Source organism: Streptomyces sp. NPDC043952 (assembly GCF_056435325.1).
Map to the genome: position 1 here is coordinate 40,442 of NZ_JBWKES010000039.1, position 22,328 is coordinate 62,769.

The following is a 22,328-nucleotide window of genomic DNA, read 5'->3' on the forward strand; positions in this document are numbered from 1 at the left end:
CACATGTGTCATGAGCCGTCCTCATAGCGGGGCAGCTCCTCAGGAAAGTTGCGAAACTCCTTGCAGCCAGCCAGTTTATAGGCGTGCTCAGTGAGTTGATAGGCGAAGTCGGTCAATGCTTGGCGTCGCTCCGCACCAATGGCTCTGCTCTTTCCGCTCACACTGACATCCGCTACCAAGGCGTAGGTGTGTGGTGCGCCGTTTTCCTTCACACTTGCCGGTATGCAAGGGACATAGACGGAAGCAGAGCCGCTGCTGTCGCCATCTATCTGCGCCAGCGCTTCGAGTTCACCCTTCGAGGCCCTGACGATGCGCTTGCCTGCAAGGCGCCCGTAGGAATCTACCCATGCGGCTTCGGAGGCACCCCGAAGATCCACCTCCCCTGACAGGGTCGAGTCACTGCTGGTGGAAATGCGGCAAGCAAATGAAAATTTGCCTCCTGTATCCCCTTGATCTGTCCATTGATCTGCCGAGCGCGCGTGCGGCAGAGTCCGGATCGCAATGTCCCGCCGCGCGGCGCCGTCGCACACCTTGTCCGGGAGTAAATACAGGCCTTTTATGAAATACAGGAAGGTGCAGCCACCTATGATTGCCATAGTGATCAGGGCGAGGAAAAGTGCCTTCGCAGTGTATTGCGGCGCACCACTTCTTGAGGCCTCTTTACTCATATTGCTCCTTGGAGCGATTCAAGTAGTAATCACTGTCTTTCCAGCCGTCGTTGACGGCCTGTCGTACGGAGTCTTTTATCCCGTCCTCCGGCAGGTCCACGTGGTGCCGGGCCAGGGCGTCGTCTACCGACCACTGCGTTTGTTGGCTGACCGAATCCCGCATCTTGAACAGGTCCTGGCTTGAGTGGTACAACGCCGCGTCCTTGGCTCCCTCAAGTTGCTGGCCCTCGATCAGTCGGTCGACACCGGCTCCGGCGACGGCTCCGATCCCTCCTCCGACCAGCCCTCCCACCGTTGCTCCACCGAGGTGTTCGGGGACCTTGATAAAGGTCAAGCCGACATTGACCCAGGATTTAGCGAAGTCACCTTTCGCTTTCAAGGCGTCGTTGTATTCGTTTTCGCTACCGATGGCGCCATTGACCTCTGCGTTTGCGGTAGAATGACCGACGATCCCCTCGATGATTCCTGCATTTCTACCGATATCGCTGAGGACTTGTGCTTGGCTCCCATGGAACAAGGAGGGATCCGAGAGGTGCGTCTCAAGGAGATTGCCTGTGTAGATGCTTTCTCCGAAGATGATCCCGGCCCTGCCTGAAGGATCTGCGGACGTCGCCGAAAGAAATCGGGTTACATCCGGAAGAGTAAGCCCCTTAGGGGTTTCGCTGTGGGTAATAAAAACGGCACCGGAATCAGGGCCTGCGAAGGCCTGGCTGATCTCCGGCATATAAGCAGCCGCCATATCTCCGAAGCTGCTACCCAGCCCCTGGGTTGCTAGGTCTGCGCCTCCGTCGGGCTTGGCCACAGCATGCATGATGTTGGCCATGATCTTGACCTGGGTCGCGCTGTGTGACGGGGCCATGGAGGTGGTGTCGCCGGCGGCGATTCCAGTGACGGCACTCTTCAAGGCACCCCCAAGGGATTCCCCCCCGATCGGTGTACCTGGCAGTGCTCAGCATGTGGTCCAGATCCGACTTGGACTCAAAGGCATGCGTCGCGGCCTCGGGATTGTGAGAGAGGGCGTCGAAGAGACCCTCCAGCGGGTCACGGCCGTTGCCGTTGCCGAAGACCATGTCGACACTGTCGTAGCCCTTCACCCACAGCGCGTTGGTGTTGGAGTCGCCCGCTCCAACGTCCTGTTGGAACAGCTTGGTTCGGTAGTCGTCCAGGAACTCGCTGTCGAACTTGCCCTGATGCATGAGACTGCTGAGAACCTGGGAGCCGAGTGCCCCCACGGGACTGAAGTACTGGGGCCCGGAACGGGAATGGAAGCTCGTATTCGTTTCCTTTAGAATATTTTTCTTCCATGCCTGCATTCCGTCCGAATCGGAGAAAGATGCGGTGGCCAGGGTCATGCCCAGATTCCTCTGCAACGTCTCCATCTGCTTGAGTTCCGAACCTCTCGCACCGGCATGGGCGTTCACCATGTCCGTCCAGAACTGGAGCGTCCCCTTGCCGCCGATCCCTTCGGCGAGCCGCTCCGAGAACAGAGAGTCGTCGTGGTACTTCTCCAGATAACGGTTGAACTCCGCGATGTCGGCGAGGGACATCTTGTCCGGATGCTTGGCCATCTTCGCCAGCTTGTCGGCCGCCTCGACCGCGTCGGCCGCAGTGTCGCGGTCTTCGTAGCGGACGTCTGAGAAACCGTACTTGGCCTGGTCGACGAGGAGCCTGAGGACCTTGGCAGCGCTGTTGTCGCTTTCGGTCGCCTTGCGAAGGATTCGCTGGACCTCATCCCGCAGGTCGTCCACGTCCTTCTGGCTGTGCTCGGGTACGTCGACGCCTTTCGCAGCGCGATCGGGGTGGACGTTCATGGTGACGGTGAATGTGCCGCCACCCGTGTCCATCACGGTGAGGTTCTTCTTGCGGCCATGCTCGATTGCCTCGTTGAGCTGCGTGCGATAGTCGATCAGCTCACTCCGGGTATCGGAAAGGATCTTGGTGATCGAGTCGGCCTGGGTATGCGCGTCAGCGAACTCGTCGGCTGTCTTGTCCACGAACTCGCGAGTGACCGTGGCGTTGACACCAGCCCAGTCTGCCGCATCCGCCTTGGCCTTGAGGTTGTTCTCAGCATCGTTCTTGAGTTCTGCGAGCTTCTTTGTCATCCACTCCCAGTCGGTGATTGCATCACCGAGCTTCGAGAGGTTGCCGAAGCGGAGCGCGTCGAGATCCACCGCTGTCAGTCGTCCTTCCGGTGGTCGAAGCCCTCGTCCAGGGCGGAGATGCTGCTGAGAGTGCCGGCGATATACGTGTCGTCGGCGGCGTGCTGGTTCTTGGTGAAACGCAGGTGGTTGGAGATGTGCGCGCAGGCATCCAGGAGGGTTTGCACCTGCTCCACCCAATGTTCAGCGACATGATCGAGTGCCGCGCCGAGTGCGAAGCCCTCACTCTCGAGCCCGCCTGCGGCTTTCATGGAAGAAATACGCGCATGATCGCTGTACAGTCCGAAATTCTCGAACAGTTCGTGTGCTGCTTTACCCACCGCGGCGAGATCCGTCTGGCTGACCTTGAGATCTCCCCAGGCGCTCCTGCCGCCGCTCCCGCCGCCACCGTCGGGCACCACATGGTTGAGTTGCATGTGCGCCGACTGCTTCGTCAGGGCGCCGGCCTTCAGCTGTTCCCACTCATCCCACGCCATGCGTGGCCCCCTCCCCCTTTGGCCCTTACCCTGCGTACACGTTCTGCCGAGCCCGGCCGGAACCCTCTCGGGCCCCGGCCGGACGGGTCAACCTGGTAGCAGACGAATCGGCCATGTTCATCGACTCGCGCTTTAAAAGCGTTCCTCCACCAACCCCGTCTGCACCAGCATCTTCCCCCGCCTGCGCGACACGAAGACGCCCCGGCCCGCCGGCATCGGCCGTGGCCGCACCCCGCCGAGGATGTCGCCCTCGCTCGGGTCGCCGGCCAGTACCACGCCCTGCGCGCCCAGCTCCATCATCCGCTGCATGAACGCCTCGAACGAGGCCCGGCCCGCGCCCGCGGTCGACCGCGCGATGATGAACCGCACGCCGACGTCACGGGCGAACGGCAGCAGATCGGTGAGGCCGCTCAGCGGGTTTCCGCTGGACGTCGACACCAGGTCGTAGTCGTCCACCACCACGTACACCGTCGGACCGCGCCACCAACTGCGCTCCCGCAGCTGCTGGGCCGTCACATCGGCCGTGGGCGTACGCCGTTTCATCAGGTCGGCGAGGGCCACCATGTGGTGGTCCATGGCGTTGGACATCGGGATGTACTCGGCCAGATGCGAGGCCGGGGTGACATCCAGCAGCGATCGCCGGTTGTCGACCACGAAGAACTTCGCCTCGTCGCCCGAGTAGCGCTGCGTCAGCTGCCCGATGAGGAGCCGCAGCAGGTTCGACTTACCCGACTCGCTCTCGCCGAAGACCATGAAGAACGGGTCCGTCTCGAAGTCGACGAACACCGGTTCCAGGTCGTTCTCGTCGATACCGAAGGCGACCCCCTGCCGGGGGAACCGGTCCCCCGCGGGCAGTTGCGCCACGGGGAGTTCGCGCGGCAGCATCCGCACCTGCGGCGCCCCCGGCGCCTGCCAGTGCCGGGAGACCTCGGCGGCCAGCGCGGCCGTCGCAGCCGCCAGGTCCGTGTCGGACGTCAGGCCGTCGATCCGCGGCACCGCCGCCATGAAGTGCAGCTTCTGCGGCGACACACCGCGACCGGGCACCCCCGCGGGCACGTTCGCCGCCACCTTGCGGTCGATCTCGGAGTCCATGGTGTCACCGAGCCGCAGCTCCAGGCGGTTCATCAGATGGTCCTTGAGGTTGGCGCGGACCTCCATCGAGCGCGATGCCGTCAGGACCAGGTGGATGCCGTAACCGAGGCCGCGCGCGGCGATGTCCAGGACGGCCGGCTCCAGACTGTCGTAGTCGGTGCGGAAGTTGCCCCAGCCGTCGATGACCAGGAAGACGTCGCCCCACGGCTGGTCCGTGACGGAGATCTCGCCGCGGGCGCGCCGGGTGCGGAAGTCCTGGATCGAGGCGATGCCCGACGTCCGGAAGTACTCCTCGCGGCGCCGCAGCACGCCGTAGACCTCGGCCACCGTACGGCGCACCCGCTCAGGGTCCAGCCGGGAGGCGATCCCGCCCACGTGCGGCAGACCGGATACCGCCGCCATGCCACCGCCACCGAAGTCGAGACCGTAGATCTGCACCTCGTGCGGCGTGTGCGTCAGCGCGAAGGAGCAGATCAGCGACCGCAGCAGGGTGGACTTGCCGGACTGCGGGCCGCCCAGGAGCTGCAAATGGCCCGCGGCACCGGAGAAGTCGAGCCACAGCGGCTCACGGCGCTGCTCGTACGGCTTGTCGACGAGGCCCACCGGTACGACAAGGCGTCCCGCACCCTCGTAATCCGGCTGGGTGAGCCCGCGCCCCTGGACGGCCGTGAGCTTGGGCAGCAGCCCGTCCAGCGAGGGCGGGCTGTCCAGCGGCGGCAGCCACACCCGGTGCGCCGCGGGCCCCTGCGCCTCCAGCCGGCGCACGATCACATCGAGCACCGTGTCCGCGAGCGCGTCGTCGACCTGCGCCGCCGACTCCGTGCGCTGCTTCGGCACCGGCGCGTAGTGCACGGGCACCTCCGCGGCCGTGAACAGCACCGGGCGCCGTTCGACGGGCAGCGGCCCCCCGGCCGTAGCGCCCTGCCTGCCCCCGGAGCGGTACACCCCGGAGACGTACGCCGCCTTGAACCGCACCATTTCGTCGGTGCCGAACTTCAGGAAACCGGAACCGGGCACGTTCGGCAGCTCGTAGGCGTCCGGGACGCCGAGCGCCGCGCGGGACTCGGCCGCGGAGAAGGTCCGCAGACCGATCCGGTACGACAGATACGTCTCCAGGCCGCGCAGCCGGCCCTCCTCCAGGCGCTGCGAGGCCAGCAGCAGATGCACGCCCAGCGAACGGCCGATGCGGCCGATCTGCACGAACATCTCGATGAAGTCCGGCTTCGCGGTCAGCAGTTCGCTGAACTCGTCGATCACCAGCACGAGCGAGGGGATCGGCTGGAGCGGGGCGCCGGCCGCGCGCGCCTTCTCGTAATCGTGGATGTTGGCGTAGTTGCCCGCGTCGCGCAGCATCTCCTGGCGGCGGTTCAGCTCGCCGCGGATCGAGTCGCCCATGCGGTCGACCAGCGTGAGGTCGTCGGCCAGGTTGGTGATGACCGCCGCCACGTGCGGCATCTGCGCCATGCCGGCGAAGGTGGCGCCGCCCTTGAAGTCGGCCAGGACGAAGTTCAGGGTCTCCGAGGAGTGGGTGACCGCGAGGCCCAGCACCAGGGTGCGCAGCAGCTCCGACTTGCCGGAACCGGTCGCGCCCACGCACAGGCCGTGCGGGCCCATGCCCTCCTGGGCGGCCTCCTTGAGGTCCAGCATCACGGGCCGGCCGTCGGGACCGACACCGATCGGCACCCGCAGGCGCTCGGCCAGCCCCCGCGGCCGCCAGGTGCGCTGCGGATCGACGGACGCCGCGTCACCGAGGTTCAGCAGCTCGGTGAACTCCAGGTTCGCCAGCAGCGGTTCGTCGTCGTCACCGCCGGAGGCCAGCCGCAACGGGGCCAGTTGCCGGGCAAGGGCCTCGGCGGACTCGTACGACAGGGCGTCCGGCGTGCCCTCGTAGACCTCCCCGTCCGCCGACTCCAGCCGCAGGAGGCCGCTCTGGGCGACGACCGCGAGGTCGCCGCGGGCACCCGTGGGTTCTCCGGGCACGACCTCGATCACCGTGACGCCTTGCAGCCCCTCCACGTTGGACAGGACGGAGTCCGGCGGCAGGGACACCCCGTCGAGTACGACGACGATATGGGGCTCCTCCAGGAGCGGTGCGCCGCTCGGGTGGAACCGGGGGCGGCCGGCCAGACGGTCGGCGAGCAGCGTTTCGAGCTCGTGAGCGTCGGGACCGATCAGCCGCCGGGTGCCCGCCCCGTCCACCGCGTCCGGCGCCTGGGCGTGCGGCAGCCACTTGACCCACTCCCAGCGCGGCAGCGCCTCACGGCCGGCCAGCACCGCGACGATCAGGTCCTCGGGGGAGTGCAGCGCGGCCAGCGAGCCGGTGAGGGCACGCACGGTCGAGCGCGCGCACTCCGCGTCGCCGCTGACGGTGACGTGGTGGAAGGCGCGCAGCGATACGGCCATCGGCAGATCTTTCAGGGTGCTGTGGACGTCGAGGAATCGCTCCATGGCCCCGGCCGTGAGCGGTTCCAGCCGGCCGGGCGGGCCGGTCTCGGGTGCGATGAGGGGGGTGGCCAGCTCCTGGGAGCCCAGTCCGATGCGCACCTGGGCGAAGTCCTCGTCGCCCGGCCTGCGTTCCCAGACCCGGCTGCCCTCGGCGACCAGCGCCCACAACTGTTCGGGCGAGGGATGCAGGTAGTACTGCGCGTCGCGCTGCGCCTTCGCGGTGTCCACGGCCGCGCCGCGGGTCCCCGACAGATACCGCATGTAGTCGCGCCGCACATCGGCGAGTTGACCCTGCGAACCGCGCCGGAAGCGGATGATCATCGCGATGGACATGCCGACCGTCGACGCGATCATCACCATGCCCATGATCTTCATGAACGGCTGCCCGTTCGTGAAGAAGAAGACCACGGAGCCGCCCATACCGAGCGTCGGCAGCAATTGCATGAGGACGCTTTCCTGCGGCCCCCGCGACAATTCCGGAGGAGGCTGGAGAACGACCTCCCCTGTGGGCACTTCGGACGGCAGCGCCCGCGGCGGGCGCTTCACGACGATGTGGCTCACTGCTCCCCAATTCCTTTGCCAGGCCCCCGAGAAAGAGGTCCGTCCCCCGTTGACGGACGGACGCAGGCCGCCGCGTGATCCTACTGACTCCATGAGTCAGCGGTGCGGGGTAGGGTGCCGGGTGTTCGCTTGAGCACACGCGAACAAACCCCGTGAACCGGGGTATTCCGTGCGAGGCGTCATCGCGTGCCACCCCTGGCGGAGCCGGTCGGCGCCCGCTGCGTCGATTCCCGGGAATTCCAGCCGGGGAGGGGCGCGGGATTTTCACAACACGGACGCAGGATCATCACTGAGGGGGAGTACGAGGTGAGCACGACGACCACGGGAACAGCGCTGCCCGGCACCGGAACGGGGTCGGGGCTCGGTTTCTGCCGGGTCACGATCGTCGCGCCCGACAGCCGGATCGACGTGGCGCTGCCCGACGACATCCCGGTCGCCGACATCTACCCGGAGATCCTCCGGCTCTCCCGGCAGGACCCCGCCGAGGGCGCCCCGGTCGGCTACCACCTGGTGCGCCGGGACGGCACCGTCCTCGACAGCGCGCGCTCCTTCGCCGCACAGCGGATCCTCGACGGCGAACTGCTCACCCTGCGGCCCTTCTCCGAGTCGCTGCCGCCGGCCGTCTTCGACGACGTCTCCGAGGCCGTCGCCTCCTCGGTGACCCGGCATCGCACCCTGTGGAGCGACGACCTCACCCGCGTCGCGGGCCTCGTCGGCGCGGGCGTCCTGTCCGCCCTGCTCGCCTTCGTCACCTGGCAGGCCGACCCCCGGCACGACATGCACAGCCTGCCCGGCGTCCTCGCGGGCGTCGCCGGAGTGCTCCTCGTCGTCTTCGCCGCCGTCCGCGGCCGGGTCTACGACGACCGGGGCTCCGCGATCGCCCTGGGCCTCGGTGCCCTGCCCAACGCCGGTGTGGCCGGCTCCGGCCTCCTCACCCTGGCCCACGGCCAGGGCGTCGGCAAACTCCAGTTCCTGCTCGCGTGCGCGGCCGTCCTGCTCGCCTCGGTCGTCCTGACCCTGTGCACACCCGGCGGGGACGCCCCGTTCGTCGCTTTCGTCCTCGCGTCCGCGCTCGGCCTGGTCACGGTGTTCACGGCCGTCCTCGTGCACTGGACACCCAAGGACATCGCCGCCCTGTGTGCGCCCCTCGCGGTCGGCGGCCTGGCCTTCCTGCCGGGGATGTCCATGCGTTTCGCCCGGCTGCCCATCGGCTTCGAGCCGCCGAACTCCGCCCAGAGCAGCGCCTACGGCACGGAGACCGTCGTACAGGAGCCGGTCGACCTGAAGCGGATCGAGGCACAGGCCCGCCGCGGCCACGAGATCCTCGTCGGGCTCGTCGGCGGCTGCGCGCTGACCGCCCTCGCCTCCTGCGCGGTACTCGGCTTCTCCGACGACATCTGGGCCCAGCTGCTCGCCCTCGCCACGGCCGTGGCCCTGCTGATGCGCGCCCAGCTGTTCCGCTACACCGGACAGGTCGCCCCGCTCCTGGCGGCCGGGCTCGGCTCGCTCGTGCTGCTCGGCCTCGGACTGGCGCTCAACCCGCCGCAGTCCATCCTGCGTGACGCGCTCACCGGCGACCGCTCCGGCCTCGACATCCGCGCCATCTGGCTCGCCGCGGCGATCGCGGGCGGTGCGGCCCTCGTGGCGGCCGTCGGGCTCATCGTCCCGCGCCGGGGCCTGAGCCCCTTCTGGGGACGGTTCCTGGAGATCGTCGAGGGCTTCGTCCTCCTCACGCTGGTCCCCCTCGCGCTCGCCGTGTTCGACGTGTACTCGGCCGCCCGCGCGATGACCAGCAAGTGACCCGGACCCCGTACCGCCGGACCGCCTGCCCCCGGCGAGGCGGCGAAGAGAAGGATCCCGCAGCGTGAGCTTCGGCCCGCCCCCGTCCGCATACACACAGTCCGCGCTGGCGGCCGACCAGTCGCGCAGCCGACGACGCCGACGCCTCCTGGGGGCGATCGCCGCGGCCGTGGCGATCGTGCTGTGCGTCGGCGCCGGCCTGCTCTGGTACCACTCGTCCGGCGACCGGAAGGGCCCGGCCGACGCCAAGCCGGCCCGGCAGTCCCCGGACGACGTGCGCGACAACCGCCTGAGCACGGAGAAGCCGCCCGTCTCCCCGGAGGGCCAGACCGTCGTCAAGCACGAGGAGAAGGTCCCCAAGGGCCGTTTCCGGTACTCGCCCGGTCTCTGGGCCACGGGCAAGATCGTCGCGCGGGGCGTCTCCAACCGGATCACCGGCTACAAGATCGGCTATTCGCTGGACCCCGACAACACGGCCTGGACCCTGCACCTCGACGGCCCCATCTGCGCCGTCAGCCATGACGTCACCGTCGACGACCGGACCGCGGTCGTCGTCCAGTCGGCGAAGGACAGCTGCAACCAAGTGCTCGTGTTCGATCTCGGCACCGGAAAGCAGTTGTGGAAGCAGAAGATGCCGTCCGCCGACTTCGCCGACTTCTCCGTCATGAACATCGCCCTGACCCGCGGTGTCGTGGCCCTCGCCTGGGGAGAGGGCTCGGTCGCGTACGACGTGGACAGCGGCAGGCGGCTGTGGAACACCACCCTCGCCACCTCCCAGTGCCACGACACGGGCTACGCCGGGGGCCCCGCCCTGCTGGCCCTGGTCACCTGCAAGCAGGCCGACGAGAAGACCTACCGGGTGGAGAAGCTCGAACCGCGCAGCGGCAAGGTCGTCTGGCGGTATCCGGTCAGCAAAGGCGTCCAAAGGGTGTACCTGCCGTCCTCCGACCCGCCCGTGATCGCCGTCGCGGCCGGGGACATCATGGTCACGGACCTGATCACCCTGAACCCCGGCACGGGCGAGCTCCAGGCCACCATCTCGCTGAAGAAGTACGAGCCCGAGTGCGGCCCCGCGGACGGCTTCGGAGTCGTCGACAAGTGCACGGGCATCGCGGTGGGCCGCGACCGGGTCTTCGTCATGAGCAAGGACTCGGTCGGCATCTTCAAGCCCGCCAACCACATCACGGCATTCGACGTCCGGAAGGGCACGGCCGTCGCCACTTTCCAGGGCCGGCCATTCCAGAAGGTCCTCCCCGTCCGCATGAACGGCGACGACCTGATCCTCTACCGCAGCAGCCTGGACGACGTGCAGCCCGCGGCCATCGTCGACTGGAACCCCCGCACCGGCAAGGAGACCCCGTATCTCCTGTTCCACGTGCCTCAGGGAGACATCAAGTACGGGGGGAAAGTGGAGGACAACCCCGAGTTCTCGTTCATCCTGTACCAGCAAGGTCATGCGTTCTTCGCCCCTTACCAGTTGGAGTTCGACGACTGGCGCAAGGCAGGCTCGGTCGTCTCGGTGTTCGGCGTCGGCACCGCCGGCCTCAAGCACTGACCCCGTACAGCTGCACCGACCCCGCGCAGACGAAAGGGGCGGCACCCCCAGGGTGTGCCGCCCCTTCCGTCGCTCCCGGCGCCCCTACTGGACGTCCAGCCCCCCGTTGTGCGCCATCGGCTTCAGGTCGAACTCGCCGTCCCGCGCCCCCAGCACGAACGCTCGCCACTCCGCCTCGGTGTAGCGCAGCACCGTGTCCGGGTCGAGGGAGGACCGCATGGCTACGGCCCCCTCGGGGAGGTACGCGATCTCGACGCGCTCCTCGTGCTCCTCGGTGCCCGGAGCGCAGTGCCACTCGACGTCCGAGATGTCCAGCGCGTACAGCTCGTCGCGCTCGCGCTCCTTGCGTGCCTTGATCTCGGCTTCCGTTTCCGCCATCTCGCGGCGACCCCTTCCCGGCATAACGTACGGTCCCGGTGACGTACAGTCCTGGTGCTCACCCTAGTGGCCGCACGCCACTCCCCGGAGGGGTTCGCCGACCGGGGGAAACGGGTCCGCCGCTGCCTGGTACCCTGAGTGACGGCCGTTCGTGTACGCACCCCCGGAGCCCTGTGCCCTGGATGCCGCGCGCAGCGGATCCCCGCCTTCCGAGTCACGGAAGCTCCCCCGAGACGCAGACCGGGGGCACTCGGTGGCCTCAACAGACTATGAGGAGTACGCGTGTCGCTCGACGCCGCTACGAAGAAGCAGATCATCGGCGAGTTCGGTACCAAGGAGGGTGACACCGGCTCCCCCGAGGTCCAGGTCGCTCTGCTGTCCCGTCGGATCTCCGACCTGACCGAGCACCTCAAGACCCACAAGCACGACCACCACAGCCGTCGTGGCCTGCTGATCCTGGTCGGTCAGCGCCGTCGCCTGCTGCAGTACCTGGCGAAGAAGGACATCCAGCGCTTCCGTGCGCTGGTCGACCGCCTCGGCATCCGCCGCGGTGCGGCCGGCGCCAAGTAAGGACGCCGTGAGGGGAGCGGTTCCCGACAGGACTCGGGGGCCGCTCCCTTTGCTGTACGTGCGGAAACGTGCGCGGTGTCACTCACGCTTTGTAGTGTGGTAGCACAACGCAAGAACGCACCAGGCAAGACGCAGTACGCAAGCAAGAACGCAGTACGCAAGAACGCACGACACAAGACGAGGAGAAGCGCACCACGCCGCCGCCGGTCCTCGGTAGTGGCCCCCGGGGGAAGCGAACCCCGGGTGCTTCGATCGAAGACCGGCCCGCACCAGGCGCGCTTCTCCACCACCGTCCCCCTGCCACACGGGCAGGCCAGGGACAAAAGACGATAAGCAACGGAGAAAACGCTAGTGGAGAACGAGACCCACTACGCCGAGGCCGTCATCGACAACGGCGCCTTCGGTACCCGCACCATCCGCTTCGAGACGGGCCGCCTGGCCAAGCAGGCCGCCGGCTCCGCCGTGGCCTACCTGGACGACGACACCATGGTGCTGTCGGCCACCACCGCCTCCAAGAACCCCAAGGACCAGCTCGACTTCTTCCCCCTCACGGTGGACGTCGAGGAGCGGATGTACGCCGCCGGCAAGATCCCCGGCAGCTTCTTCCGCCGCGAGGGCCGCCCCTCCGAGGACGCGATCCTCACCTGCCGCCTGATCGACCGCCCGCTGCGCCCGTCCTTCAAGAAGGGCCTGCGCAACGAGATCCAGGTCGTCTGTACGGTCATGGCGCTCAACCCCGACCACCTGTACGACGTCGTCGCGATCAACGCCGCGTCCGCGTCCACCCAGCTGGCCGGTCTGCCCTTCTCCGGCCCGATCGGCGGCGTACGCGTCGCGCTGATCCGCGGCCAGTGGGTCGCCTTCCCGACGCACACCGAGCTCGAGGACGCCGTCTTCGACATGGTCGTCGCGGGCCGCGTCCTGGAGGACGGCGACGTCGCGATCATGATGGTCGAGGCCGAGGCCACCGAGAAGACCATCAAGCTGGTCGAGGGCGGTGTCGAGGCGCCGACCGAGGAGGTCGTCGCCGCCGGCCTGGAGGCCGCGAAGCCGTTCATCAAGGTCCTCTGCCGCGCCCAGGCCGACCTCGCCGCCAAGGCCGCCAAGCCGACCGGCGAGTTCCCGATCTTCCTGGATTACCAGGACGACGTGCTGGAGGCCCTGACCGCCGCAGTCAAGCCCGAGCTCGCCCAGGCGCTCACCATCGCCGGCAAGCAGGAGCGCGAGGCCGAGCTGGACCGCGTCAAGGCGCTTGCCGCCGAGAAGCTCCTCCCGGAGTTCGAGGGCCGCGAGAAGGAGATCTCCGCCGCGTACCGCTCGCTGACCAAGACCCTGGTCCGTGAGCGCGTCATCAAGGAGAAGAAGCGCATCGACGGCCGCGGCGTCACGGACATCCGTACGCTCGCCGCCGAGGTCGAGGCCATCCCGCGGGTGCACGGCTCCGCGCTGTTCGAGCGTGGCGAGACCCAGATCCTGGGCGTCACCACCCTCAACATGCTCCGCATGGAGCAGCAGCTGGACACCCTCTCCCCGGTGACCCGCAAGCGCTACATGCACAACTACAACTTCCCGCCGTACTCCACCGGCGAGACCGGCCGCGTCGGCTCCCCGAAGCGCCGCGAGATCGGCCACGGCGCCCTCGCCGAGCGCGCCCTCGTGCCGGTGCTGCCGACCCGCGAGGAGTTCCCCTACGCGATCCGCCAGGTGTCCGAGGCCCTCGGCTCCAACGGTTCGACGTCCATGGGCTCGGTCTGCGCCTCCACCATGTCGCTGCTGAACGCCGGTGTGCCGCTGAAGGCCCCCGTCGCCGGCATCGCCATGGGTCTGATCTCCCAGGAGATCGACGGCGAGACGCACTACGTCACCCTCACCGACATCCTCGGTGCGGAGGACGCCTTCGGCGACATGGACTTCAAGGTCGCCGGCACCAAGGACTTCGTGACCGCCCTCCAGCTCGACACCAAGCTGGACGGCATCCCGGCCTCCGTCCTCGCCGCGGCCCTCAAGCAGGCCCGCGACGCCCGCCTGCACATCCTCGACGTGATGATGGAGGCCATCGACCGGCCCGACGAGATGAGCCCGCACGCCCCGCGGATCATCACCGTCAAGATCCCGGTCGACAAGATCGGTGAGGTCATCGGCCCCAAGGGCAAGATGATCAACCAGATCCAGGAGGACACGGGCGCCGAGATCACCATCGAGGACGACGGCACCATCTACATCGGTGCCGCCGACGGTCCCTCGGCCGAGGCCGCCCGCGCCACGATCAACGGCATCGCCAACCCGACGATGCCCGAGGTCGGCGAGCGCTACCTGGGTACGGTCGTCAAGACCACCACCTTCGGCGCGTTCGTCTCCCTGCTGCCCGGCAAGGACGGTCTGCTGCACATCTCGCAGATCCGCAAGCTCGCCGGCGGCAAGCGCGTGGAGAACGTCGAGGACGTCCTCGGCGTGGGCCAGAAGGTCCAGGTCGAGATCGCCGAGATCGACTCGCGCGGCAAGCTCTCCCTCGTCCCGGTGATCGAGGGCGAGGACGGCGACGAGGCGAAGGACGACGCCGAGCAGTGACGTCCCGTAGCTCACAGGTGACGGCCCGCCCCTCTTCGGAGGCGCGGGCCGTCGCCCGTACCCAAACCCTCATCAAGGGCACCGGCGGCATCGGCACCGTCCGCAAGACCACCCTCCCCGGTGGCCTGCGCGTCGTCACCGAGACCCTGCCCTCCGTCCGCTCCGCGACCTTCGGCATCTGGGCGCACGTCGGCTCCCGCGACGAGACCCCGTCCCTGAACGGCGCCACGCACTACCTGGAGCACCTGCTCTTCAAGGGCACCGAGCGCCGCTCCGCGCTGGACATCTCCGCCGCCATCGACGCCGTCGGCGGCGAGATGAACGCGTTCACGGCCAAGGAGTACACGTGCTACTACGCACGCGTGCTCGACACCGACCTGCCGCTGGCCATCGACGTCGTCTGCGACATGCTGACCGGCTCGCTCATCGTCGAGGAGGACGTCGACGTCGAACGCGGCGCGATCCTCGAAGAGATCGCGATGACCGAGGACGACCCCGGCGACTGCGTGCACGACCTGTTCGCGCACACCATGTTCGGCGACAACGCCCTCGGCCGGCCCGTCCTCGGCACCGTCGACACCGTCAACGCCCTGACCGCCGACCGCATCCGCCGCTTCTACAAGAAGCACTACGACCCGACCCACCTCGTGGTCGCCTGCGCCGGCAACATCGACCACAACAAGGTCGTACGACAGGTCCGCGCGGCCTTCGAGAAGGCGGGCGCGCTGAAGAACCCGGACGCACAGCCCATCGGCCCGCGCGACGGCAGCCGTACGATCCGCACCTTCGGCAAGGTCGAACTGCTCGGCCGCAAGACCGAACAGGCCCATGTCGTCCTCGGCATGCCGGGTCTCGCCCGCACCGACGACCGGCGCTGGGCCATGGGCGTCCTCAACACCGCCCTCGGCGGCGGCATGTCCTCGCGCCTCTTCCAGGAGGTCCGGGAGAAGCGCGGCCTGGCCTACAGCGTGTACTCGTACACCTCCGGCTTCGCCGACTGCGGTCTGTTCGGCGTCTACGCCGGCTGCCGTCCCAGCCAGGTGCACGACGTGCTGCGGATCTGCCGCGACGAACTCGACCAGGTCGCCGCCAACGGGCTGACCGACGACGAGATCGCCCGCGCCATCGGCCAGTTGCGCGGCTCCACGGTCCTCGGTCTGGAGGACACCGGCGCGCTGATGAACCGCATCGGCAAGAGCGAGCTGTGCTGGGGCGAGCAGATGTCGGTGGACGACATGCTGGCGAAGATAGCCGCGGTCACTCCGGACGAGGTCCGCGCGGTCGCCCGCGACATCCTGGGCAGGCGCCCGTCGCTGTCCGTCATCGGCCCGCTCAAGGACAAACAGGCCGCGCGACTGCACGACGCCGTCGCCTGACCTTCGGAATCGACAAGTCGGCAAGTCAGCAAGGATCGTGAGGAAGCAAGGATGAGCAAGCTGCGCGTGGCGGTCCTCGGGGCCAGGGGCCGGATCGGGTCCGAGGCGGTCAAGGCGGTCGAGGCCGCCGAGGACATGGAGCTGGTGGCCGCCCTCGGCCGCGGCGACAAGCTGGAGACGCTGGCGGAGACCGGCGCCCAGGTCGCCGTCGAACTGACCACTCCCGCCTCGGTCATGGGCAACCTCGACTTCTGCGTGCGCCACGGCATCCACGCGGTCGTCGGCACGACCGGCTGGACCGAGGACCGCCTCGCGCAGCTGACGGGCTGGCTCGGCCAGTCCCCGGAAACCGGCGTGCTCATCGCCCCGAACTTCTCCATCGGGGCCGTGCTGACCATGAAGTTCGCGCAGCTCGCGGCGCCCTACTTCGAGTCGGTCGAGGTGGTCGAGCTGCACCACCCCAACAAGGTCGACGCGCCGTCCGGCACGGCCACGCGCACGGCGCAGCTCATCGCCGAGGCCCGCCGCGCCGCCGGCACCGCGCCGGCCCCGGACGCCACGGTCACCGCGCTCGACGGTGCCCGCGGCGCCGACGTGGACGGCGTCCCCGTGCACGCCGTACGGCTGCGCGGCCTCCTGGCCCACCAGGAGGTGCTGCTCGGCGCCGAGGGCGAGACCCTCACCATCCGGCACGACTCCCTGCACCACAGCAGCTTCATGCCGGGCATCCTGCTCGGCGCGCGCCGCGTGGTCACCACTCCGGGCCTGACCTTCGGCCTGGAGCACTTCCTCGACCTGAGCTGAGAACACTCCCTGCCATGCGCGCGAAGATCAACTACCTTGTCACGGCCGCCGTCCTGGTCTTCTACTTCGTCCTGGTCGGCAGCCGCGGCGTGCTGCTCATAGAGACCGGTACGGCTCTCACCGTGACCTTCGGGATCGCGGTGCTGATCCTGCCGGTCATCGGCCTGTGGTTCCTGTGGAAGAACACCCAGTTCGTCCGCCGGGCCAACCAGCTCGCCGCCGAACTCGACGCGGAGGGGGGCCTGCCGGTGGACGAGCTCAAGCGCACGGCGGGCGGCCGTATCGACCGCGACTCGGCCGACGAGGTCTTCGCCCGCCGCAAGGCCGAGACGGAGGCGTCCCCGGACGACTGGCGCTGCTGGTTCCGCCTGGCGGTCGCCTACCACGACGCCCGCGACACGCCTCGCGCCCGCAAGGCCATGCAACGAGCCATCGCCCTGCACGCGGGCCGCGTCCCGACGGACGTCTGACCTCGCGGGACACCGGCCGACTCCACATCTGCGGGTGCGCGGTGGCCGATCGCGCAGTTCCCCGCGCCCCTTACGGGGCACGGTCGCTTTAGCTGCGGGCAGTCGTGCCGCTTGGGGCGATGGGGGTCTCCCCGCGCGAGCGAAGCCGAGCGTGGGGGAGGGTGGGCGCTGGGGGTACCCCCTCTGGGGGAGGCACCCGGCCAGCGCCGGCAAGCGACCCAACCCCCGCCCAGCCGCAGCACAGGGCACCTCAATGGCAGCGTTCCGCCGCCCACGCCTCCACCGCATCCGCCGCCCGGTCAAACCCCGCCGGCCGGTTGAGAAAGTCCAGCGACGCCGTCGTCAGCAACACCCCCGCATCCCCCGCCCCCCGGTCCACCCGGACCAGCACCAGGGCCTGCCCCTGCACCGTCCTCGGCATCCCCAGCCACCGCACCGGCTGCTGCACCGTCCGCACCGACCCCACCCGCGCCCACGGCACCGTCCGCGTCCTCAGCAACCCGACCTGCCGTACTCCCCGCGGACTCACCCACACCCCGACCCGCAGCAACCGCAGCGCGCCGGCGATCACCACCAGGCCGATACCGAGCACCACCGCCGCGGACGACGACGACCCGGTCACCGCGATCAGCACCGCCGCGAACAGCACGAACGACGCCACCATCAGCACCAGCGCCGCCACTCCCACCCGCCAGGGGCCGGGCCGGTAGGGACGCCGCCAGCGGTCCCGGTCGTCGTACGGCAATGCGCTCTCGGAGGCCACCTCGAAGGGACGGTCGGCCGTCAGGAAGGGCAGGGGCACGGCGGTTCCTCACTCGCTGCTCGCGGGGGCTGTGCCCGGTGAGGCTATCCGGCCGCCTGCCCGCTCACCAGCCCGGAACCGCCGTAAGGGTCAGTGCCCCTGGGACGCCTGGGACTGCGGCGCCGGCGGATCGGCCGGCGTGGACAGCGCTGGCATGCCGACGAGCAGCGCACCCACCAGCCCGGCCACGACGGTCAGCGCCAGCAGCCAGCGCCCGGCTATCTCACCGAAGGACCCTCGCTGCCGCGGCGGGGGAGTCACATTGCTGCGGAACGTATCGCCCTCGGCGAGGAAGGCGAAGGGTACGGGCTCACGCCGGCGGGACATCGCGGTTGCCACTCCTTTCCCGTTTCAGCATCGAACGTGCGGGTCTCACCGGTACAGACGATCGAGTACCGCAAAAGGTGCCCATGTCGGAAAAAATCGTCGGCGCGTTTTTCGGGGTGAGGCCCCGCTCCGGCCCCGGCGGGTGCCCCGTAAGGTGGGCGCGAACCACCGAAGTGAGGGAAGGACCCCAACCCCCGTGACCACCCCCGAGTCGCTCACGTTCCGCAGCGATGTCACCGTCGAGCTGGTGAAGTCCAGCGCTTCGGACGCCGACGTCCTCTTCGCCGCCCGCGTCTCCACCGCCGGCGAGCAGTCCCTGGACGAGCTGAAGAAGGACCCCGAGCGCTCCAAGGGCCTGATCAACTACCTGATGCGCGACCGGCACGGCAGCCCGTTCGAGCACAACTCGATGACCTTCTTCATCAGCGCCCCGATCTTCGTCTTCCGCGAGTTCATGCGGCACCGCGTGGGCTGGTCCTACAACGAGGAGTCCGGCCGCTACCGGGAGCTGGAGCCCGTCTTCTACGTCCCGGACGCCTCCCGCAAGCTCGTGCAGCAGGGCCGCCCCGGCAAGTACGTCTTCGTCGAGGGCACCCCGGAGCAGCACGCCGCCGTCAAGGGCACCCTGGAGGCGTCGTACGAGCAGTCGTACGCCGCCTACCAGCACCTTCTCGCCGAGGGTGTCGCCCGCGAGGTCGCCCGCTCGGTGCTTCCCGTCGGCCTGTACTCCTCGATGTACGCCACCTGCAACGCGCGCTCCCTGATGCACTTCCTCGGCCTGCGCACCCAGCACGAGCTGGCCAAGGTGCCGTCCTTCCCGCAGCGGGAGATCGAGATGGTGGGCGAGAAGATGGAGGCGGAGTGGGCGAAGCTCATGCCGCTGACGTACGCCGCCTACAACGCGAACGGCCGCGTCGCCCCGTAACCAGGCCCCTGGACGAAGGGGCCGCCCACGGCCCTGTTCCACCGCGCGGAACGGATGTGCGGGTCAGCCTCCTGAAGTGTCCGTATTGCGGCATTTAGAGAAGTTCATCTAGCCTGATCAAACGGACCCGGCACTGCTTGAACCCCCGAGCAGGCAGTGCCGGGTTCCACTTTTGTCCTGACTTGCCCGGACCCCCAAGGGCAGACCGCGCAGGGCGCACCGAGTAGCGTGTTACCCATGGCTCCGACCTCGACTCCGCAGACCCCCTTCGGGCGGGTCCTCACCGCCATGGTCACGCCCTTCACGGCGGACGGCGCACTCGACCTCGACGGCGCGCAGCGGCTCGCCGCCCACCTGGTGGACGCAGGCAACGACGGCCTGATCGTCAACGGGACCACCGGCGAGTCCCCCACCACCAGCGACGCGGAGAAAGCGGACCTCGTACGAGCCGTCCTGGCAGCGGTCGGCGACCGCGCCCACGTCGTGGCCGGGGTCGGCACCAACGACACCCACCACAGCATCGAGCTGGCCCGCGAGGCCGAGCGCATCGGCGCCCACGGCCTCCTGGTCGTCACGCCGTACTACAACAAGCCCCCGCAGGAGGGCCTGTACCGGCACTTCACGGCCATCGCCAACGCGACCGGCCTGCCGAACATGCTCTACGACATCCCCGGCCGCAGCGGCGTCCCGATCAACACCGAGACCCTCGTCCGGCTCGCCGAGCACCCCCGGATCGTCGCCAACAAGGACGCCAAGGGCGACCTCGGCCGCGCCAGCTGGGCCATCGCCCAGTCCGGACTCGCCTGGTACTCCGGCGACGACATGCTGAACCTGCCCCTGCTGTCCGTGGGCGCGGTCGGCTTCGTCTCGGTCGTCGGCCACCTGGTCACCCCGGACCTGCGCGCCCTCGTCGACGCGTACACCTCCGGTGACGTCGTCAAGGCCACCGAGATCCACCAGAAGCTGCTCCCGGTCTACACCGGCATGTTCCGCACCCAGGGCGTCATGACCACCAAGGCCGCGCTCGACCTGCTCGGACTGCCCGGCGGCCCGCTGCGCTCGCCCATGGTCGCGTGTTCGCCCGAGGAGATCGCCCAGCTCAAGATCGATCTTGCCGCCGGCGGGGTACAGCTCTAGCAACAGACTTCAGCACCACCCGGACCCCCGTGGTCCAGAAGCTCCAAAGGCTCCAGCGGCTCCCGGAGCTTCACAACTGAAGACACCACAACCGAATACGGCGGGCCACCGGTGCCCGCATCACCAACGACAACTGCTTCGCACGAACGTCATGCGCGCCACGTGCCGTACCGGTACGTGGCGCGTGTGGTTGAGGAGAGTCTTTTGAGTCATCCGCACCCTGAACTCGGCCCGCCCCCGCCGCTCCCCGCCGGCGGCCTGAGGGTCACCCCGCTCGGCGGTCTCGGCGAGATCGGCCGGAACATGACGGTCTTCGAGTACGGCGGCCGTCTGCTCATCGTCGACTGCGGAGTGCTCTTCCCCGAGGAGGAGCAGCCCGGAATCGACCTGATCCTGCCGGACTTCTCGTCGATCCGGGACCGTCTCGACGACATCGAGGGCATCGTCCTCACCCATGGCCACGAGGACCACATCGGCGGTGTCCCCTTCCTGCTCCGCGAGAAGCCGGACATCCCGCTGATCGGCTCCAAGCTGACCCTCGCGCTGATCGAGGCCAAGCTCCAGGAGCACCGCATCCGGCCGTACACCCTGGAGGTGGCCGAGGGGAACCGCGAGCGCATCGGCCCCTTCGACTGCGAGTTCATCGCCGTCAACCACTCCATCCCGGACGCCCTGGCCGTCGCCATCCGCACCCCCGCGGGCATGGTGGTGCACACCGGCGACTTCAAGATGGACCAGCTGCCGCTGGACAACCGCCTCACCGACCTGCACGCGTTCGCGCGGCTCAGCGAGGAGGGCATCGACCTCCTGCTGAGCGACTCCACGAACGCCGAGGTCCCCGGCTTCACCCCGCACGAGCGGGACATCTCCAGCGTGCTGCGCACGGTCTTCGCCGGCGCCCGCAAGCGCATCATCGTGGCGAGCTTCGCCAGCCACGTCCACCGCATCCAGCAGATTCTGGACGCCGCGCACGAGTACGGCCGCCGGGTCGCCTTCGTCGGCCGCTCCATGGTCCGCAACATGGGCATCGCCCGCGACCTCGGCTACCTGAAGGTGCCGCCGGGCCTGGTGGTCGACGTCAGGACGCTGGACGACCTGCCCGACCACGAGGTGGTCCTGGTCTGCACGGGCTCCCAGGGCGAGCCGATGGCGGCGCTGTCCCGGATGGCCAACCGCGACCACCAGATCCGCATCGTCGACGGCGACACGGTCATCCTGGCCTCGTCGCTGATCCCCGGAAACGAGAACGCGGTCTACCGCGTGATCAACGGCCTGACCCGCTGGGGCGCCAACGTCGTCCACAAGGGCAACGCCAAGGTGCATGTTTCCGGCCATGCCTCCGCGGGCGAGCTGCTGTACTTCTACAACATCTGCCGCCCGAAGAACCTGATGCCGGTGCACGGCGAATGGCGCCATCTGCGCGCCAACGCCGAGCTGGGCGCGCTCACGGGCGTCCCGCACGACCGGATCGTCATCGCCGAGGACGGCGTGGTGGTGGACCTGGTCGAGGGCAAGGCCAAGATCTCCGGCAAGGTCCAGGCCGGCTACGTCTACGTCGACGGGCTCTCCGTCGGCGATGTGGGCGAGCCCGCGCTCAAGGACCGCAAAATCCTCGGTGACGAGGGCATCATCTCGGTCTTCGTGGTGGTGGACTCCTCCACCGGCAAGATCACCGGCGGCCCGCACATCCAGGCCCGCGGCTCGGGCATCGAGGACACGGCCTTCACCGAGGTCGTCCCGAAGATCAACGAGGTCCTGGAGCGGTCCGCCCAGGACGGTGTCGTGGAGCCCCACCAGCTCCAGCAGCTGATCCGCCGCACCCTCGGCAAGTGGGTCTCGGACAACTACCGCCGCAGGCCGATGATCCTGCCCGTGGTCGTGGAGGTCTGACGACCCGTCGGCTCGGACCGGGAGCGGGGCGCCTCGATTTGCATCGGGGCGCCCCGCTCCAGTACGTTTACGACCCCGCCGGGTTGGGAACCCCAGCACTTCACGTGCCGGACAAGGTGCCCCGGACCGGCCGGGAAATCCGGCTCAGAACTTCTGATAAAGTCGGATCCGCCGGAAAGGGAAACGCGAGAGCGGGAACCTGGAAAGCACCGAGGAAATCGGATCGAGAAAAGATCTGATAGAGTCGGAAACACGAAGGGAAGCCCGGAGGAAAGCCCGAGAGGGTGAGTACAAAGGAAGCGACCGTTCCTTGAGAACTCAACAG

Annotated in this window: 19 protein-coding genes; 10 read left to right on the forward strand and 9 right to left on the reverse strand. The window is 68.4% G+C overall.

Translation table 11 applies throughout. The features are described from left to right. Window positions 1–8: 8 nt before the first annotated feature. From AC069R_RS29445 to eccCa, 5 genes are all read right to left on the reverse strand, one after another. Complete coding sequence (locus AC069R_RS29445) at window positions 9–668, reverse strand: hypothetical protein (protein ID WP_478769803.1); 660 nt, start codon at window positions 666–668, stop codon at window positions 9–11. Next, the gene (locus AC069R_RS29450; protein WP_478769804.1) at window positions 661–1,470 is read right to left on the reverse strand and encodes a hypothetical protein; all 810 of its coding nucleotides are present in this window, start codon (window positions 1,468–1,470) and stop codon (window positions 661–663) included. The genes AC069R_RS29445 and AC069R_RS29450 overlap by 8 nt, the downstream gene beginning before the upstream one ends. Then, entirely contained in the window at window positions 1,421–2,839 is a 1,419-nt protein-coding gene (locus tag AC069R_RS29455) for a hypothetical protein (RefSeq protein WP_478769805.1), read from the reverse strand. Before AC069R_RS29455 ends, AC069R_RS29450 begins: the two co-directional genes overlap by 50 nt. 5 nt (window positions 2,840–2,844) lie before the next feature. Next, entirely contained in the window at window positions 2,845–3,303 is a 459-nt protein-coding gene (locus AC069R_RS29460; RefSeq protein ID WP_478769806.1) for a hypothetical protein, read from the reverse strand. Between the two features lie 132 nt (window positions 3,304–3,435). Beyond that, window positions 3,436–7,401: a type VII secretion protein EccCa gene (eccCa, locus tag AC069R_RS29465; protein WP_478769807.1), complete on the reverse strand. Its 3,966-nt coding sequence runs from the start codon at window positions 7,399–7,401 to the stop codon at window positions 3,436–3,438. Between the two features lie 306 nt (window positions 7,402–7,707). Here eccCa and eccD point away from each other — a divergent pair, with 306 nt between their 5' ends. Both eccD and AC069R_RS29475 read left to right on the forward strand, forming a co-directional pair. Beyond that, window positions 7,708–9,201: a type VII secretion integral membrane protein EccD gene (gene eccD / locus AC069R_RS29470; RefSeq protein WP_478769808.1), complete on the forward strand. Its 1,494-nt coding sequence runs from the start codon at window positions 7,708–7,710 to the stop codon at window positions 9,199–9,201. A gap of 64 nt (window positions 9,202–9,265) precedes the next feature. Next, window positions 9,266–10,756, forward strand: coding sequence for an outer membrane protein assembly factor BamB family protein (locus AC069R_RS29475; protein ID WP_478769809.1), 1,491 nt, complete (start codon window positions 9,266–9,268; stop codon window positions 10,754–10,756). A gap of 84 nt (window positions 10,757–10,840) precedes the next feature. On the opposite strand, the gene AC069R_RS29480 is transcribed toward AC069R_RS29475, so the two are convergent. Then, window positions 10,841–11,134 (reverse strand): DUF397 domain-containing protein, encoded by a 294-nt coding sequence (locus AC069R_RS29480; protein ID WP_397983715.1) that lies wholly within the window; start codon window positions 11,132–11,134, stop codon window positions 10,841–10,843. 282 nt (window positions 11,135–11,416) lie between these two features. On the opposite strand from AC069R_RS29480, the gene rpsO reads away from it, so the two are divergent. From rpsO to AC069R_RS29505, 5 genes are all read left to right on the forward strand, one after another. Continuing rightward, complete coding sequence (gene rpsO, locus AC069R_RS29485) at window positions 11,417–11,704, forward strand: 30S ribosomal protein S15 (RefSeq protein WP_030177470.1); 288 nt, start codon at window positions 11,417–11,419, stop codon at window positions 11,702–11,704. 351 nt (window positions 11,705–12,055) lie between these two features. Next, entirely contained in the window at window positions 12,056–14,272 is a 2,217-nt protein-coding gene (locus tag AC069R_RS29490) for a polyribonucleotide nucleotidyltransferase (RefSeq protein ID WP_478769810.1), read from the forward strand. Then, the gene (locus AC069R_RS29495; protein WP_478769811.1) at window positions 14,269–15,648 is read left to right on the forward strand and encodes a M16 family metallopeptidase; all 1,380 of its coding nucleotides are present in this window, start codon (window positions 14,269–14,271) and stop codon (window positions 15,646–15,648) included. Before AC069R_RS29490 ends, AC069R_RS29495 begins: the two co-directional genes overlap by 4 nt. Window positions 15,649–15,699: 51 nt before the next feature. Continuing rightward, the gene (gene dapB / locus AC069R_RS29500; protein WP_471067241.1) at window positions 15,700–16,452 is read left to right on the forward strand and encodes a 4-hydroxy-tetrahydrodipicolinate reductase; all 753 of its coding nucleotides are present in this window, start codon (window positions 15,700–15,702) and stop codon (window positions 16,450–16,452) included. Between the two features lie 14 nt (window positions 16,453–16,466). Then, window positions 16,467–16,922 carry a hypothetical protein gene (locus AC069R_RS29505; RefSeq protein ID WP_478769812.1) on the forward strand — a complete coding sequence of 152 codons (456 nt, stop codon included), beginning with the start codon at window positions 16,467–16,469 and terminating at the stop codon, window positions 16,920–16,922. A 250-nt stretch (window positions 16,923–17,172) separates the two neighbouring features. Here AC069R_RS29505 and AC069R_RS29510 read toward each other — a convergent pair whose 3' ends face one another. Then, window positions 17,173–17,724 carry a hypothetical protein gene (locus tag AC069R_RS29510; RefSeq protein WP_478769813.1) on the reverse strand — a complete coding sequence of 184 codons (552 nt, stop codon included), beginning with the start codon at window positions 17,722–17,724 and terminating at the stop codon, window positions 17,173–17,175. A gap of 90 nt (window positions 17,725–17,814) precedes the next feature. Continuing rightward, window positions 17,815–18,051: a hypothetical protein gene (locus AC069R_RS29515; RefSeq protein ID WP_471067247.1), complete on the reverse strand. Its 237-nt coding sequence runs from the start codon at window positions 18,049–18,051 to the stop codon at window positions 17,815–17,817. Window positions 18,052–18,247: 196 nt separating this feature from the next. On the opposite strand from AC069R_RS29515, the gene thyX reads away from it, so the two are divergent. The 3 genes from thyX to AC069R_RS29530 all read left to right on the forward strand — a co-directional run bounded on the left by thyX (window position 18,248) and on the right by AC069R_RS29530 (window position 22,003). Next, window positions 18,248–18,976: an FAD-dependent thymidylate synthase gene (gene thyX, locus AC069R_RS29520; RefSeq protein ID WP_478769814.1), complete on the forward strand. Its 729-nt coding sequence runs from the start codon at window positions 18,248–18,250 to the stop codon at window positions 18,974–18,976. Between the two features lie 237 nt (window positions 18,977–19,213). Continuing rightward, a complete protein-coding gene (gene dapA / locus AC069R_RS29525) occupies window positions 19,214–20,113 on the forward strand; it encodes a 4-hydroxy-tetrahydrodipicolinate synthase (RefSeq protein ID WP_478769815.1) in 900 nt (299 codons plus the stop codon). A gap of 204 nt (window positions 20,114–20,317) precedes the next feature. Beyond that, a complete protein-coding gene (locus tag AC069R_RS29530; RefSeq protein WP_397983706.1) occupies window positions 20,318–22,003 on the forward strand; it encodes a ribonuclease J in 1,686 nt (561 codons plus the stop codon). Between the two features lie 100 nt (window positions 22,004–22,103). Here the strand turns inward: AC069R_RS29530 and AC069R_RS29535 are convergent. After that, window positions 22,104–22,328 (reverse strand): hypothetical protein (locus AC069R_RS29535; protein WP_478769816.1); only part of this gene is annotated, 225 nt, incomplete at its 5' end.